Source organism: Serratia sp. NCCP-200 (assembly GCF_059697885.1).
Genome location: NZ_BAAKUJ010000006.1, coordinates 300,192 through 314,700 on the forward strand (window position 1 = coordinate 300,192; position 14,509 = coordinate 314,700).

The following is a 14,509-nucleotide window of genomic DNA, read 5'->3' on the forward strand; positions in this document are numbered from 1 at the left end:
GCATATGTTGTCATTTAATCAGGTTTCCGCCCATTACGGCAAAATTCAGGCGCTGCACCAGGTCAGCCTGAACATTCAACAGGGGGAGATTGTCACCCTGATCGGCGCCAACGGTGCCGGTAAAACCACCCTGCTCGGCACGCTATGCGGCGACCCAAGGGCCAGTGAAGGGTCTATCACCTTGATGGATCAGGATATCACCCAGTGGCAGACAGCGCGCATCATGCGCGAGGCCGTGGCGATCGTACCGGAAGGGCGACGGGTGTTCTCACGCATGACGGTGGAAGAGAACCTGGCGATGGGCGGTTTCTTTGCCGACCGCGAGCAGTATCACCAACGCATCGAACGGGTGTTTACCCTGTTTCCACGCCTGCTGGAGCGCCGCAGCCAGCGCTCTGGCACCATGTCCGGCGGTGAGCAGCAGATGCTGGCGATTGGTCGTGCGCTGATGAGTCAGCCAAAGTTACTGCTGTTGGACGAGCCTTCACTCGGGCTGGCCCCCATCATCATCCAGCAGATTTTCGACATCATCCAACAGCTGCGCGAAGAGGGGATGACCATCTTCCTGGTGGAACAAAACGCCAACCAGGCGCTAAAACTGGCGGATCGTGGTTATGTGCTGGAAAACGGCCGCGTGGTGTTGGAAGATACGGGGGCCGCATTATTAGCAAACGAAGCAGTGCGGTCAGCATACCTGGGTGGTTAAACCATGGGTAATTGACATAGGGCGCACTGAGTGGCGCCCCTATTCTTAACGATTACGAGAACAAGCAATGAAGACAGAAGGACTACTCGCACAGCGCATCGTAAAGGTCAAAAGCTCGGCAATCCGCGAATTGCTCAAGCACAGCAAAATGGAAAACGTCATTTCGCTGGCGGGTGGCATTCCCTCTGATGCACTGTTTGACTTCGAAGGATTGAGCATTGCTACCCAGCAGGCTATTACCGAACAACCGAAAAGTGCTTTCCAATATGGGCTGACCGAAGGCAGCGAACTGCTGCGTGAAGGCATCTGTACCCTATGCGCACAGCGTGGCGTTAATGCCAAGCCGGAAGATATCGTGGTGACCGCAGGCTCCCAGCAGGCGTTAGATCTGGTGATGCGTGCGGTGATTAACCCTGGTGATGTGTTTGTGGTAGAGCGCCCGACCTATCTGGCGGCGCTGCAAACGCTGGAACTGGCGGAAGCCAACGTCATGTCCGTTTCTTCTGACAGCGACGGCATGGTGGTGGATGAGCTGGCTGAACTGCTGAAAACCAAGAAGATCAAAGGGGTGTATGTGGTGCCGAACTTCGGCAACCCAAGCGGCCTGACCCTGAGCGCCGCACGCCGTGAACAGTTGGTGAAACTGGCGGTGGAGCATAACTTCCTGATTATCGAGGATGACCCGTACGGCGAGCTGCGCTTCACCGAAGAGCGTAATGCTACGCTGTATCAGGTTTCGCAGCAGGTGCTGGGCCATACCGAAAACATTATCTACACCTCCACCTTCTCCAAGATCCTGGCTCCGGGCCTGCGCCTGGGTTGGGCCATCTTGCCACCGTTCCTGCTGCATAAAGTGGCGATCATCAAGCAGGCGGCGGATCTGCATGCCAGCGCGCTGTCGCAGAGCATCGTCGAATGCTATCTGGGGCTGGATCGTTTACCGGCGCAGATCGAAAAGATCCGTGCGGCCTACAAGCACAAAGGTGAGATCCTGGCCGGGTTGGTGGAAAAAGAACTGGGTGATGTGATCAGCTTTGATATGCCGAAAGGCGGCATGTTCCTGTGGGCGCGTTTCCGTCAGCAGTTCAATGCCACCGAGTGGCTGAACACCACCCTGAAACAGGGCGTGGTGTTTGTGCCGGGAGAATACTTCTTCTCTGACAAACCAGATCGCTCAACCTTCCGCCTGTCGTTTGCCACGGCAACCGAACAACAGATGCAAGAGGCCGTCGCCCGCCTGCGTCGCTCGCTGTAATCTCTCTGCGGCGGTGGGGAGAATTCCCTACCGCCGACATCAAACCGCCATCTGCACTTCACCTCGCTGTCATCTAGCTGTCACGCCAGAGTTATTTTACTGTCATCCGCGCATGGCATGTTTAGCATCCGAACAAAAACTGTTTCTTTTCGCTCACGCGTTTTGATCACACCCGCTTTTTCAGGAGTTAGGCATGTTTGCTCACGCGATTAAAAAAACCACGTTGTGCGTTACCTTGGCCCTGGCGGTCAGCGGCCATGCAATAGCTGCCACCGAGATCCCCTTCTGGCATTCGATGGAAGGGGAACTGGGCACCGAAGTGGATTCTCTGGCGGACCGTTTCAACCAAACTCACAGCGATGTGAAGATCGTCCCGGTTTATAAAGGCAACTACGAACAGAGCCTGGCGGCGGGCATTGCTGCTTACCGTTCCGGCAAGGCACCGGCGATCCTGCAAGTCTATGAAGTGGGCACCGCCACCATGATGGCGAGCAAGGCGATCAAACCGGTGTATCAGGTATTCCAGGAGTCGGGCATCAAGTTCGACGAATCGGTGTTTGTACCGACCGTGGCCGGTTACTACACCGATAACAAGAGCGGCCATCTGCTGTCCCAGCCTTTCAACAGCTCCACCCCGGTGCTGTATTACAACAAAGACGCCTTCAAGAAAGCGGGCTTGAACCCGGATCAGCCACCGAAAACCTGGCAGGAATTGGCGGCTGATGCCGCCAAACTGCGCGCGGCTGGCATGAAGTGCGGCTACACCAGCGGTTGGTTAGGCTGGATCCAACTGGAGAACTTCAGCGCCTGGCATGGCGTGCCGTTCGCCAGTGAAAACAACGGCTTTGGTGGCACCAGTGCCAAGCTGGAGTTCAACCAGCCGCTGCAGGTGAAGCATATTCAGTTCCTGCAAGACATGAACAAGAAGGGCGACTTCACCTACTTCGGCCGCAAGGACGAACCTACCGAGAAGTTCTACAACGGCGACTGCGCCATGGCGACCGCCTCTTCCGGCTCGCTGGCCAGCATCCGCAAATACGCCAAGTTTGACTTCGGCGTGGGCATGATGCCTTACGATGCTGACGCCAAAAATGCACCGCAGAACGCCATTATCGGCGGGGCCAGCCTGTGGGTGATGAACGGCAAAGACGCGGCGACCTACAAAGGCGTGGCGGAGTTCCTGCAATATCTGGCCCAGCCTGAAATTGCCGCCGAATGGCATCAAAAGACCGGCTACCTGCCGATCACCACTGCCGCTTTTGATATGACCAAGCAACAGGGCTTCTACGACAAAAACCCAGGGGCCGATGTGGCTACTCGCCAGATGCTGAACAAGCCACCGTTGGCGTTCACCAAAGGGCTGCGTCTGGGCAATATGCCGCAGATCCGTACCGTGGTGGATGAAGAGCTGGAAAGCGTGTGGACTGACAAGAAAACCCCGCAGCAGGCGCTGGATGCTGCGGTACAGCGTGGTGACGTGTTGCTGCGCCGCTTCGAGGCTTCCACCAAGTAAGCGTCAGATTGGGCGTTCTTTTGCCAAACGACATCGATCCACTCCCTCTCCCTTTGGGAGAGGGCTGGGGTGAGGGGCTTATACCGCCCCTCATCCCCATTTAACGGTTAACCCTATGTCATCATCCCGTCCCGGCTTCGGCTGTAGCTGGCTGCCCTATGTGTTGGTGCTGCCACAGCTGCTGATCACCGTCGTGTTCTTCCTGTGGCCTGCCGGTCAGGCGCTGTGGTACTCGGTACAAAGCGTCGATCCGTTCGGCCTTTCCAGCCAGTTTGTCGGGTTGGACAACTTCACACAGCTGTTCCAGGACCCGTATTATCTGGACTCTTTCTACACCACGCTGTTGTTCAGCTTCCTGGTGGCCGGTGTTGGCCTGCTGGTATCGCTGTTCTTTGCCGCGCTGGTCGACTATGTGCTGCGCGGCAGCCGTTTCTATCAGACCTTGATGATCCTGCCCTATGCGGTTGCCCCTGCGGTAGCGGCGGTGCTGTGGATCTTCCTGTTCAGCCCCGGCATGGGCCTGATCACCCATGTGCTTGCCGGTTTCGGCTATGACTGGAACCATGCGCAAAACAGCGGCCAGGCGATGTTCCTGGTGGTGTTGGCGTCGGTGTGGCAGCAGATCAGCTATAACTTCCTGTTTTTCCTGGCCGCATTGCAATCCATCCCGCGTTCTCTGGTGGAAGCGGCGGCGATCGACGGGGCTGGTCCAGTACGGCGTTTCTTCAACCTGGTGTTGCCGCTGATCACGCCGGTGAGCTTCTTCCTGCTGGTGGTCAACCTGGTGTATGCCTTCTTCGACACCTTCCCGGTGATCGACGCCGCTACTGGCGGTGGGCCGGTACAGTCGACCACCACGCTGGTGTACAAAATCTATCGTGAAGGCTTTGCCGGTCTGGATCTGTCCAGCTCGGCGGCGCAGTCGGTGGTGCTGATGCTGCTGGTGATTGGCCTGACGGTGATTCAGTTCCGCTTTGTCGAACGTAAGGTGCGTTACCAATGATTGAGAACCGACGCGGGCTGGATATCTTCAGCCATACGATGCTGATTGTTGGCGTGCTGGTGGTGCTGTTTCCGCTATATGTGGCCTTTGTGGCCGCCACTCTGGACGATCAGCAGGTGTTTCAGGTGCCTATGACGCTGGTCCCTGGCGGGCACCTGTGGGACAACATCCGCCATATCTGGCAGGGCGGGGTGGGCACCCTCAAGGTGCCGTTCTCGATGCTGCTGCTTAACAGCGTGATCATGGCGCTGGCGATCACCTGCGGCAAGATCGTGGTCTCGGTGTTGTCCGCCTATGCCATCGTCTATTTCCGTTTTCCGCTGCGCAGCCTGTTCTTCTGGCTGATCTTCATGACGCTGATGCTGCCGGTCGAGGTGCGTATCTTCCCTACGGTGGAAGTGATCTCCAACCTCAACCTGCTGGATAGCTACACCGGGCTCACGCTGCCGCTGATGGCATCGGCCACGGCCACCTTCCTGCTGCGTCAGTTCTTTATGACCCTGCCGGATGAGCTGCTGGAGGCTGCCCGTATCGACGGAGCCGGGCCGATGCGCTTCTTTTGGGACATCGTGCTGCCGCTGTCGAAAACCAATCTGGCGGCGCTGTTTGTCATCACCTTTATTTACGGCTGGAATCAGTATCTTTGGCCGATCCTGGTCACCAGTGACGCCTCGATGAGCACGGCGGTGGCGGGGATCCGCAGCATGATTTCCACCTCCGGCGCGCCGACCCAGTGGAATCAGGTGATGGCGGCAATGATGTTGACTTTGATCCCGCCGTTGGCGGTGGTTCTTCTGATGCAGCGCTGGTTTGTGCGCGGTCTGGTTGATAGCGAGAAGTAACGAATATGGCAGGTTTAAAACTACAGGCAGTCACCAAGTCTTACGACGGCAAAACGCCGGTGATCAAGCAGATCGATCTCGACGTGGCTGACGGCGAATTTATTGTGATGGTTGGCCCCTCCGGCTGTGGCAAATCGACGCTGCTGCGGATGGTGGCCGGGCTGGAGCGCACCACCAGCGGGGATATCTATATTGATAGTCAGCGCGTGACCGATCTGGAGCCGAAAGATCGCGGCATCGCCATGGTGTTCCAGAACTACGCGCTGTATCCGCATATGAGCGTGTACGACAACATGGCCTATGGCCTAAAAATCCGTGGCTTTGGCAAACAGCACATCCGTCAGCGGGTAGAAGAGGCCGCGCGTATTCTCGAGTTGGAACCGCTGTTGCAACGCAAACCGCGTGAGCTTTCCGGTGGCCAGCGCCAGCGGGTGGCGATGGGGCGCGCGATTGTGCGCGAACCGGCGGTGTTTCTGTTTGATGAGCCGCTCTCCAACCTGGACGCCAAATTGCGTGTCCAGATGCGCCTGGAATTGCAGCAGCTGCATCGCCGCCTGAAAACCACCAGCCTGTATGTTACCCACGATCAGGTAGAGGCGATGACGCTGGCGCAGCGGGTGATCGTGATGAATAAAGGTGTGGCGGAGCAGATTGGTACGCCAAGTGAGGTTTATCAACGTCCGGCGACGCTGTTTGTCGCCAGCTTTATCGGTTCCCCGGCGATGAACTTGTTGCCTGGCACGCTGAGTGTGGACGGCAAACAACTGCAACTGACCGGTGGCATGGCACTGGATCTGCCAGAGCCTCGGCCACAGTGGGGCGGACAGGAGTTGACGTTGGGTATCCGACCGGAGCATATTCAACTGAGTACGCGCGAGCAGGGCGGGATCCCGCTAGAGCTGCAAACGTTGGAACTGCTCGGTGCCGATAATCTGGCACACGGCCAATGGGGGAGTTCAGGCGTGATCGTTCGCCTGAGCCATGAAACCTTGCCGTCTGCGGGCAGTACCCTGTATTTACAGCTGCCTGCGTCGGCGCTGCACTTTTTTGCTACCCACAGCGGAACACGGATGGATTGATGACTACAGCCTGGCCTTATCCCCATATTGTCGCCCATCGCGGCGGCGGTTCTCTGGCACCGGAAAATACCCTGGCCGCGATTGATGTCGGCGCGCGTCATGGCCACAAGATGATCGAGTTTGACGCCAAACTGGCGCAGGACGGGCAGATTTTCCTGCTGCATGATGACACGCTTGAACGCACTAGCAACGGCTGGGGCGTGGCGGGCGAACTGCCATGGGAGAAGCTGGTCGAACTGGATGCCGGTGACTGGTACAGCTCGGCCTTTAAAGGGGAGCGTTTGCCGCTGCTGTCGGACGTGGCGGAGCGCTGTAAGCAGCACGGCATGATGGCCAATATTGAAATCAAGCCAACCACCGGCAGCGACGAGGAAACCGGCCGGGTGGTGGCCTTTGCCGCCAGCATGTTGTGGCAAGGGCAAACCGATCCGCTGCTTTCTTCGTTCTCGGTGGAAGCCCTGGCGGCGGCACAGCAGACCGCTCCAGAACTGCCGCGCGGCCTGTTGCTGGACAAGTGGGATGACAATTGGCGGGAGCTGACCGAGCGCCTGGGCTGTGTCTCGCTGCATATTAATCATAAAGAACTGACCGCTGAACGTGTCGCGGCGTTGAAAGATGCCGGGCTGCGTATTCTGGTGTACACCGTCAATCAGCCGGAGCGGGCGCGCTTATTGTTGAATTGGGGCGTTGACTGTATTTGCACCGACCGGATAGATTTGATTGGTCCGGATTTTTGAGCGGTTAATTTAGTAGATAAAGATGACCCCTCACCCCAACCCTCTCCCACAGGGAGAGGGAGCCAGTTAGAGTACTGTGTTAGCCCGAGTTTATTCCGGGATTTCAGAGAGTTAGATCGGATTCTGATGGCAGTCGGTACACTGGATTAGCCTGAATTTCTCCGGGGTATCAGCGAGCTCGATCGGTTCTCTCTCCCTAAGGGCGAGGGAGTGTGTCTGTATACTGGATTAGCCTGAGTTTCTCCGGAGTATCAGCGAGCTCGATCGGTCCCCTCTCCCTGTGGGAGAGGGTTAGGGTGAGGGCCATTCACTTTGACTAAACCAGAACATAGCGACGTCAGCCCGTTGCCGCCGCGCCATCGGAAGGGATACGATGCCTGCCTTTATTGTTTCGCTGTGGCACCAGATAGTGCTGTCTTTGCCGTTATTTGTGCTGATCGTGCTGGGATATGGCCTTATCCGCTGGGGGAAATGGCCAGCGACCATCACCGATGGCATGACCCGCTTCGTGTTTTCCCTCGCCCTGCCCGCCATGCTGTTTCGCATGATGTGCGATTTCTCACAACGTCCGGCAGTGGACGCCCGCCTGCTGATCGCCTTCTTCGGCAGTTGCCTGATCGTCTTCGTAATCGGCCGCATTGCCGCACGGCGGATCTTCAAGCTGGACGGCGTTTCGGGGTCGGTATTCGCTCTGGGCGGCATTTTCTCCAATAACGTCATGCTTGGCCTGCCGATCGCCACGGTGATGCTAGGCGAGGAGGCCATCCCATCAGTGGCTCTGGTACTGGTATTCAACGGCCTGATTCTGTGGACGCTAGTGACCATCTCCATCGAATGGGCACGTAATGGCTCCCCCACGCTGCAAGGCTTTATCAAAACGGCGCGCAGCGTGCTGACCAACCCGCTGATTATCGGCATCCTGTCTGGCACGCTGTTCAGCCTGACCGGGCTGCCACTGCCGGTGTTTGTCGATCAACCGGTCAGCATGCTGGGCCAGGTGGCGGCTCCGCTGTCGCTGGTGGTGCTCGGTATGGGGCTGGCGGAATACCGTATCAGCGAAGGCTGGCAACTGAGCAGCGCCATCTGCTTTCTCAAGCTGATCGTCCAGCCGATGGTAGTCTGGCTGCTGGCTTGGTCAATGGATTTACCTCCGATGGAAACCCGTGTGGTGGTTCTGCTAGGCTCCATGGCGGTGGGGGTGAACGTCTACCTGATGTCACGGCAATTTAACGTTCTAACGGGCCCTGCCGCTACCAGCCTGGTGATGTCCACTGCGCTGGCGGCAATCACCACCCCGTTAATCCTCACCGTTATGGGGGTAAGGGTGTAGCCGGGAGCGGTGCCTGCGGTATTACCGGAGCAGTCTGGTTAAAGGGATTAACCGGCTGATTGCCGTTTTGCAGCATCTTGCCAGTGTTCATCTGTGGCTGCATCGGATTGTTATTGCCGTTATAGGGCAGCATTTTGGGCTGTTTGACCTTGAGTTGATAACCCTGCTGCTGGCGCTGCTCCATCTGCTGGTTGTTCAGCATGCGCTGTTGCTGCCCCTGCTGGTCGCGCTGGTTCAGCATGTGTTGTTGCTGGCTGAGCGTAGTGATCCCGTTTTCCGCCGCAGCCAGCCAAGGTAGCCACAGCAGGGCGGTGATAATAAGGTGACGTTTCATGTTTACCTCCGGTTCTCCCGATAGTCTTAAGCCTAACGTAGTCAGGCGAAATTGCCGTTAGTTTATTTTACATTCAAACGTAAACCTCCTTTGCGCCACATTGTTGTTCTGCTTCCGCTACAATCGCCCTTTCGGATCTTTTAGGGTGAACTTGTCGTGCTGCTTCTGGTTATTACCACCATTTTGTGGGCGTTTTCTTTTAGCCTGATCGGCGAATACCTGGCAGGCAATGTCGACAGCTGGTTCTCGGTGCTGATGCGCGTTGGGCTGGCTGCGCTGGTGTTTCTGCCGTTCCTGCGCTGGCGCAACATCAAGCTGAAAGTGATCCTGCTGTATATGCTGGTGGGTGCCTTCCAGCTTGGCATCATGTATCTGATCAGTTTCCGTGCCTTTCTCTATCTGACCGTGTCGGAATTCCTGCTGTTTACGGTGCTGACGCCGCTGTACATCACGCTGATTTACGATCTGATCAGCGGCCGCCGTCTGCGTTGGGGCTATCTGTTCAGCGCGTTGCTGGCCGTGCTGGGGGCGGCGATTATCCGCTACCACCAACTGAGCGATCACTTCTGGTGGGGGCTGCTGCTGGTGCAGGCGGCGAATATCAGCTTCGCCATCGGCATGGTGGGTTACAAACGCCTGATGGAAGTACACCCGCTGCCGCAACATACGGCATTTTCCTGGTTCTATCTGGGCGCGGCGGCAGTAGCGGTGGTCGCCTGGTTCCTGTGGGGTAATCCGAACCAACTGCCAACCACCAACCTGCAATGGGGCATTTTGGTTTGGCTGGGCGTGGTGGCTTCCGGATTGGGCTACTTTATGTGGAACTACGGGGCAACGCAGGTGGATGCAGGGACGTTGGGCATCATGAACAATATGCATGTGCCCGCGGGCCTGCTGGTTAATTTTGCTGTTTGGCATCAGCAGCCGCACTGGGCCAGCTTTATTGTCGGTGGCTCGGTGATTGTCGCCTCGCTATGGGTACATCGCCGCTGGGTCGCACCGAAAGCGGCTGGTCGCTAGCTTAAAGACGCTAAGGATTTAGTGTCTGGCAGGCTGCCTATCGGCCGGGCGGCATCACGCACGAACGGCAGATGCTCGCAGGCGTGCTGACGTGCCGAGCGGATAAAGGCTTCGGTGACAGTCTGGCGCTGCTCGCCATCGCGGGTGGCGGCATATAACCGGCTCCACAGGCCATCCCCAAGCGTCTTGGTGACGACCAGCCCCTGGCGCTCAAAACTCTCCACCACCCAGTGCGGTAACGCGGCGATCCCCATCCGGGCTGACACCATTTGAATCAATAACAGCGTGTTATCGACGTTTTTCAGCGCCGGGCTGACCCCTGCCGGCTGCAGGAAATGACGCCAGATGTCCAGCCGTTGGCGCTGCACCGGGTAGATCATCAGCACTTCATCACTCAGGTCTGCCGGTTCAATGTGCGCCTTATTGGCCAACGGATGATCGGGAGCCAGGATCAGCCGGACTTCAAAGTCGAACATCGGCGAATAGTGCAGCCCGCTGCGCGGCAGGATGTCAGAGGTCAGCACCAGATCCAGCTCACCTTGTTGCAGGGCTGGTTGCGGATCGAACGTCACGCCGGATTTGAAATCCATCACCACCTGCGGGAAATAGGAGCGGAAGTTGTCCAACGCCGGCGTCAGCCACTGAATACAGCTGTGGCATTCGATGGCGATGCGCAGCGTGGTTTGATGCGGTTCGTGACAGGCCTGCAGCGCCTGTTGGATCTGCGGCAATACCTGCTCTGCCAGCTGTAGCAGGATCTCCCCCTGAGCGGTAAAGCGCAGCGGCTGGCTTTTACGAACAAACAGCTTAAAGCCCAGACGCTGTTCCAGATCGCTGAACTGATGCGAAAGGGCAGACTGTGTCTGATGAAGCTGTGCGGCAGCGGCGGCCAGGGAGCCGGTATTACGCAGAGCCTGTAGGGTCCGTAAGTGTTTCAGTTCGATCATGAGAGTCCTTCACAGTGACAGTGAAAATATTGCGCTTGTGGATCATACAGTACCTGCGGATTATGGATGTGTAAACATCTGGACGGCTAAATGGGAAATATGACGATGACAATTCTAAATCACACACTGGGTTTTCCACGCGTTGGTCTGCGTCGTGAACTGAAAAAAGCGCAGGAAAGTTACTGGGCAGGTAATTCAACACAGGAAGAGCTGTTGGCGGTTGGCCGCGAGCTGCGCGCTCGCCACTGGCAACAACAACAGCAGGCCGGGGTGGATTTGGTGCCGGTTGGCGATTTCGCCTGGTACGATCACGTGCTGACCACCAGCCTGCTGCTGGGCAACGTCCCGGCGCGTCACCAAAATAAAGATGGCTCGATCGATCTCGATACCCTGTTCCGTATTGGCCGTGGCCGCGCACCGACCGGTGAGCCTGCGGCGGCGGCGGAAATGACCAAATGGTTTAACACCAACTATCACTACATGGTGCCTGAGTTTACTAAAGGCCAGCAGTTCAAACTGGGCTGGACCCAATTGCTGGATGAAGTTGACGAAGCGTTGGCGCTGGGCCACAAAATTAAACCGGTGTTGTTGGGCCCGGTAACCTATCTGTGGCTGGGCAAGGTGAAGGGTGAGCAGTTCGACCGTCTGTCACTGCTGAACGATATCCTGCCGGTCTACCAGCAAGTGCTGGCGGAGCTGGCCAAACGCGGCATCGAGTGGGTACAGATCGACGAACCTGCGCTGGTGCTGGAACTGCCTAAAGCCTGGTTGGAGGCCTTCAAACCGGCTTATACCGCGCTGCAAGGCCAGGTCAAACTGCTGCTGACCACCTATTTCGACAGCATTGGTCATAACCTCGACATCATCCGCGAACTACCGGTGCAGGGGCTGCATGTGGATCTGGTCGCAGGCAAAGATGATGCTGCTGCCCTGAACAACGCATTGCCGAAAGAGTGGGTGTTGTCGCTTGGGGTGATCAATGGCCGTAACGTCTGGCGTGCTGATGTGAGCAGTTGGTTTGAACGCCTGCAGCCGCTGGTTGGTAGCCGCCCGCTGTGGATCGGCACCTCGTGCTCGCTGCTGCACAGCCCGATCGATCTGAGCGTGGAAAGCCGCCTGGACGAAGAAGTGAAAAGCTGGTTCGCCTTTGCGCTGCAAAAATGTGCCGAGCTGGCGCTGTTGAGTTCAGCGCTGAATGCACCAGGGGCAGATAAACAAGCCAAACTGGATGCCTACAGCGCCCCAATCCGCGCCCGCCGCCAATCCAGCCGCGTGCATAATGCACAGGTTGAAAAACGCCTGGCGGCCATCACTGCCAAAGACAGTGAACGTCAGCGCCCTTATGAACAACGTGCCCAGGCTCAGCGCGATCGCTTCAACCTGCCAGCCTGGCCAACCACCACCATCGGCTCCTTCCCGCAGACCACCGAAATTCGCGGCCTGCGTCTGGACTTCAAGCAGGGCCGCCTAGATGGTAGCAACTACCGCACCAGCATCGGCGAACATATCAAGCAGGCCATCGCCGAGCAGGAACGCCTGGGGCTGGACGTGCTGGTGCACGGCGAAGCCGAGCGTAACGACATGGTGGAATACTTCGGCGAAAACCTGGACGGCTTCGTGTTCACCCAAAACGGTTGGGTACAGAGCTACGGTTCCCGCTGCGTGAAACCACCGGTGATTATTGGCGATATCAGCCGCCCGGAAGCCATCACCGTAGAGTGGGCCAAGTTTGCGCAGTCGCTGACCGACAAGCCGGTAAAAGGCATGTTGACCGGCCCGGTGACCATTCTTTGCTGGTCCTTCCCACGTGAAGATGTGACCCGTGAAGTGATCGCCAAGCAGATTGCGCTGGCACTGCGTGACGAAGTGGAAGACTTGGAGAAGGCCGGTATCGGTATCATCCAGATCGACGAGCCTGCACTGCGCGAAGGCCTGCCGCTGCGCCAGTCCGATTGGGCTGCGTACCTCGACTGGGCGGTGGATGCCTTCAAACTGAACGCCGCCGTGGCGCAGGATGATACCCAGATCCACACCCACATGTGTTATTGCGAGTTCAACGACATCATGGATTCTATCGCGGCGCTGGATGCCGATGTGATCACCATCGAAACCTCTCGTTCCGATATGGATCTGCTGGAAGCGTTCAAAGAGTTCGATTATCCAAATGAAATCGGACCAGGCGTCTACGACATCCACTCGCCGAACGTGCCAAGCGTGGAATGGATCGAAGCGCTGCTGCGTAAAGCGGCACAGAATATCCCGGCGGAACGCCTGTGGGTGAACCCGGACTGCGGCCTGAAAACCCGTGGTTGGCCAGAAACCCGCCAGTCGCTGGCCAACATGGTATTAGCGGCTCAGCGTCTGCGCGACCAGGTTGTCTGATCCAAACACGATGTTTTATCCAAGGGCGCTTCGGCGCCCTTTTCTTGTTCTACTCCCGCGTTTTCCTCGCCGCTATTGGTTATTATCAAGTCTCGTTGTTCACTTGGTTTGAAGGATTATTCCCGATGAAACACCCGCTGGTGGCCGTGTTGGCTCCGCTGCTCGATGACGGGCAGGGGATCCGGCAGGTTTATTTTGCCGGTAACCAACATCCGGCCCCGGAGCTGGCTTATCAGGTAGGCTTTCCACGCCTTGAGCTGGTGGTGGACGGTGAGCAGGAAATGGAGTGGGAGGGCAGCCAGGGAGTGCGGCAACAACAGATACTGCTGCCGGGGGATGTGTTGTTTGTCCCGGCGCAAGGCTGGAACAGACCGCGTTGGCAGCAACCGACAACCACGCTCAGCCTGTTGTTTGGTAAGCAGCAACTCGGCTATAGCCTGCTGGGCTGGGATGGGGAAAACATGCTGCCGCTGGGTAAGGATAACGTGGCGCGCCGTGGCCCGCGTGTGGGGTCGTTCATGTTGCAGGCGCTTAACGAACTCTCCTGGCATCAGAGCGATCAGCCTACCGCGCGTTTCCTGGTAAAGGGCTTGCTGAGCCATGCGCTCGATCTGTTTGGCACCTCGGTGAGAACCGCCTCGCGCAGCCAGGCGCTGTTTGATGCGGTGCGGGGTCACCTGGAGGAACATTATCGCGAGCCGCTTACCCGCGAGTCGGTGGCCCAGGCGTTTTATATCTCACCGAATTACCTTTCTCATCTGTTCCAGAAGGCCGGTGGCATCGGGTTTAACGAATATCTCAATCACGTGCGGCTGGAGCAGGCGAAACACCTGCTCAAACGTTATGACATGAAGGTGAAAGAGGTGGCGCACGCCTGCGGGTTTGTCGACAGTAACTATTTCTGCCGCCTGTTTCGCAAGAACACCGAACGTTCCCCGTCGGAGTATCGCGGTCAATACCACAGTGAGCTGGGCCCCTCACCCCAACCCTCTCCCACAGGGAGAGGGAGCTGATAGCCCTTGCGCTTTTGGAAGTATAGAGTCCATATCAGCAAATGCTATCGTCCCCTCATCCAAGGTGAGTCACTGCAATTTCAAGCACACTCGATCAGGTGTGGGAGTTAATCTAACAAAGCCGTTATTTTCGCAGGGATGTGCCGTTTGGGTCCCTTATTTACCCCCATCCAAGGTGAGTCACTGCAATTTCAAGCACACTCGATCAGGAGTGGGAGTTAATCTAACAAAGCCGTTATTTTCGCAGGGATGTGCCGTTTGGGTCCCTTATTTACTCCCCATCCAAGGTGAGTCACTGCAATTTCAAGCACACTCGATCGGTCCCCTCTCCTTGGGGAGAGGGTTAGG

At 57.3% G+C, this 14,509-nt stretch carries 13 protein-coding genes; 11 read left to right on the plus strand and 2 right to left on the minus strand.

From position 1 onward, the window contains the following. Window positions 1-4 precede the first annotated feature (4 nt). The 8 genes from livF (at window position 5) to AC6HVW_RS20090 (ending at window position 8,465) form a co-directional block, all read left to right on the plus strand. Window positions 5-706 carry a high-affinity branched-chain amino acid ABC transporter ATP-binding protein LivF gene (gene livF, locus AC6HVW_RS20055; RefSeq protein ID WP_021807790.1) on the plus strand — a complete coding sequence of 234 codons (702 nt, stop codon included), beginning with the start codon at window positions 5-7 and terminating at the stop codon, window positions 704-706. A 67-nt stretch (window positions 707-773) separates the two neighbouring features. Then, entirely contained in the window at window positions 774-1,961 is a 1,188-nt protein-coding gene (locus tag AC6HVW_RS20060) for an aminotransferase-like domain-containing protein (RefSeq protein WP_071681800.1), read from the plus strand. 193 nt (window positions 1,962-2,154) lie between these two features. Further along, window positions 2,155-3,474 (plus strand): sn-glycerol-3-phosphate ABC transporter substrate-binding protein UgpB, encoded by a 1,320-nt coding sequence (ugpB, locus tag AC6HVW_RS20065; RefSeq protein WP_071681802.1) that lies wholly within the window; start codon window positions 2,155-2,157, stop codon window positions 3,472-3,474. Window positions 3,475-3,589: 115 nt separating this feature from the next. Continuing rightward, on the plus strand, window positions 3,590-4,477 hold the full coding sequence (gene ugpA, locus AC6HVW_RS20070) for a sn-glycerol-3-phosphate ABC transporter permease UgpA (protein ID WP_021181493.1): 888 nt from the start codon (window positions 3,590-3,592) through the stop codon (window positions 4,475-4,477). After that, complete coding sequence (ugpE, locus tag AC6HVW_RS20075; RefSeq protein WP_021181492.1) at window positions 4,474-5,319, plus strand: sn-glycerol-3-phosphate ABC transporter permease UgpE; 846 nt, start codon at window positions 4,474-4,476, stop codon at window positions 5,317-5,319. Before ugpA ends, ugpE begins: the two co-directional genes overlap by 4 nt. A gap of 5 nt (window positions 5,320-5,324) precedes the next feature. Continuing rightward, the gene (locus AC6HVW_RS20080) at window positions 5,325-6,398 is read left to right on the plus strand and encodes a sn-glycerol-3-phosphate import ATP-binding protein UgpC (RefSeq protein ID WP_059199087.1); all 1,074 of its coding nucleotides are present in this window, start codon (window positions 5,325-5,327) and stop codon (window positions 6,396-6,398) included. Beyond that, window positions 6,398-7,135, plus strand: coding sequence for a glycerophosphodiester phosphodiesterase (ugpQ, locus tag AC6HVW_RS20085; protein WP_071681804.1), 738 nt, complete (start codon window positions 6,398-6,400; stop codon window positions 7,133-7,135). Before AC6HVW_RS20080 ends, ugpQ begins: the two co-directional genes overlap by 1 nt. A 373-nt stretch (window positions 7,136-7,508) precedes the next feature. Continuing rightward, window positions 7,509-8,465, plus strand: coding sequence for an AEC family transporter (locus AC6HVW_RS20090; RefSeq protein ID WP_071681806.1), 957 nt, complete (start codon window positions 7,509-7,511; stop codon window positions 8,463-8,465). Here AC6HVW_RS20090 and AC6HVW_RS20095 read toward each other — a convergent pair. Then, on the minus strand, window positions 8,446-8,799 hold the full coding sequence (locus AC6HVW_RS20095) for a hypothetical protein (protein WP_071681808.1): 354 nt from the start codon (window positions 8,797-8,799) through the stop codon (window positions 8,446-8,448). The two genes, AC6HVW_RS20090 and AC6HVW_RS20095, sit on opposite strands and share 20 nt — an antisense overlap. 156 nt (window positions 8,800-8,955) lie before the next feature. On the opposite strand from AC6HVW_RS20095, the gene AC6HVW_RS20100 reads away from it, so the two are divergent. Further along, on the plus strand, window positions 8,956-9,819 hold the full coding sequence (locus AC6HVW_RS20100) for a carboxylate/amino acid/amine transporter (protein WP_071681810.1): 864 nt from the start codon (window positions 8,956-8,958) through the stop codon (window positions 9,817-9,819). On the opposite strand, the gene metR is transcribed toward AC6HVW_RS20100, so the two are convergent. Next, entirely contained in the window at window positions 9,816-10,766 is a 951-nt protein-coding gene (gene metR / locus AC6HVW_RS20105; protein ID WP_021181487.1) for an HTH-type transcriptional regulator MetR, read from the minus strand. The two genes, AC6HVW_RS20100 and metR, sit on opposite strands and share 4 nt — an antisense overlap. 105 nt (window positions 10,767-10,871) lie before the next feature. On the opposite strand from metR, the gene metE reads away from it, so the two are divergent. Both metE and AC6HVW_RS20115 read left to right on the plus strand, forming a co-directional pair. Beyond that, entirely contained in the window at window positions 10,872-13,148 is a 2,277-nt protein-coding gene (gene metE / locus AC6HVW_RS20110; protein WP_071681811.1) for a 5-methyltetrahydropteroyltriglutamate--homocysteine S-methyltransferase, read from the plus strand. A 125-nt stretch (window positions 13,149-13,273) separates the two neighbouring features. Then, the gene (locus tag AC6HVW_RS20115; RefSeq protein WP_071681813.1) at window positions 13,274-14,161 is read left to right on the plus strand and encodes an AraC family transcriptional regulator; all 888 of its coding nucleotides are present in this window, start codon (window positions 13,274-13,276) and stop codon (window positions 14,159-14,161) included. Window positions 14,162-14,509 lie beyond the last annotated feature (348 nt).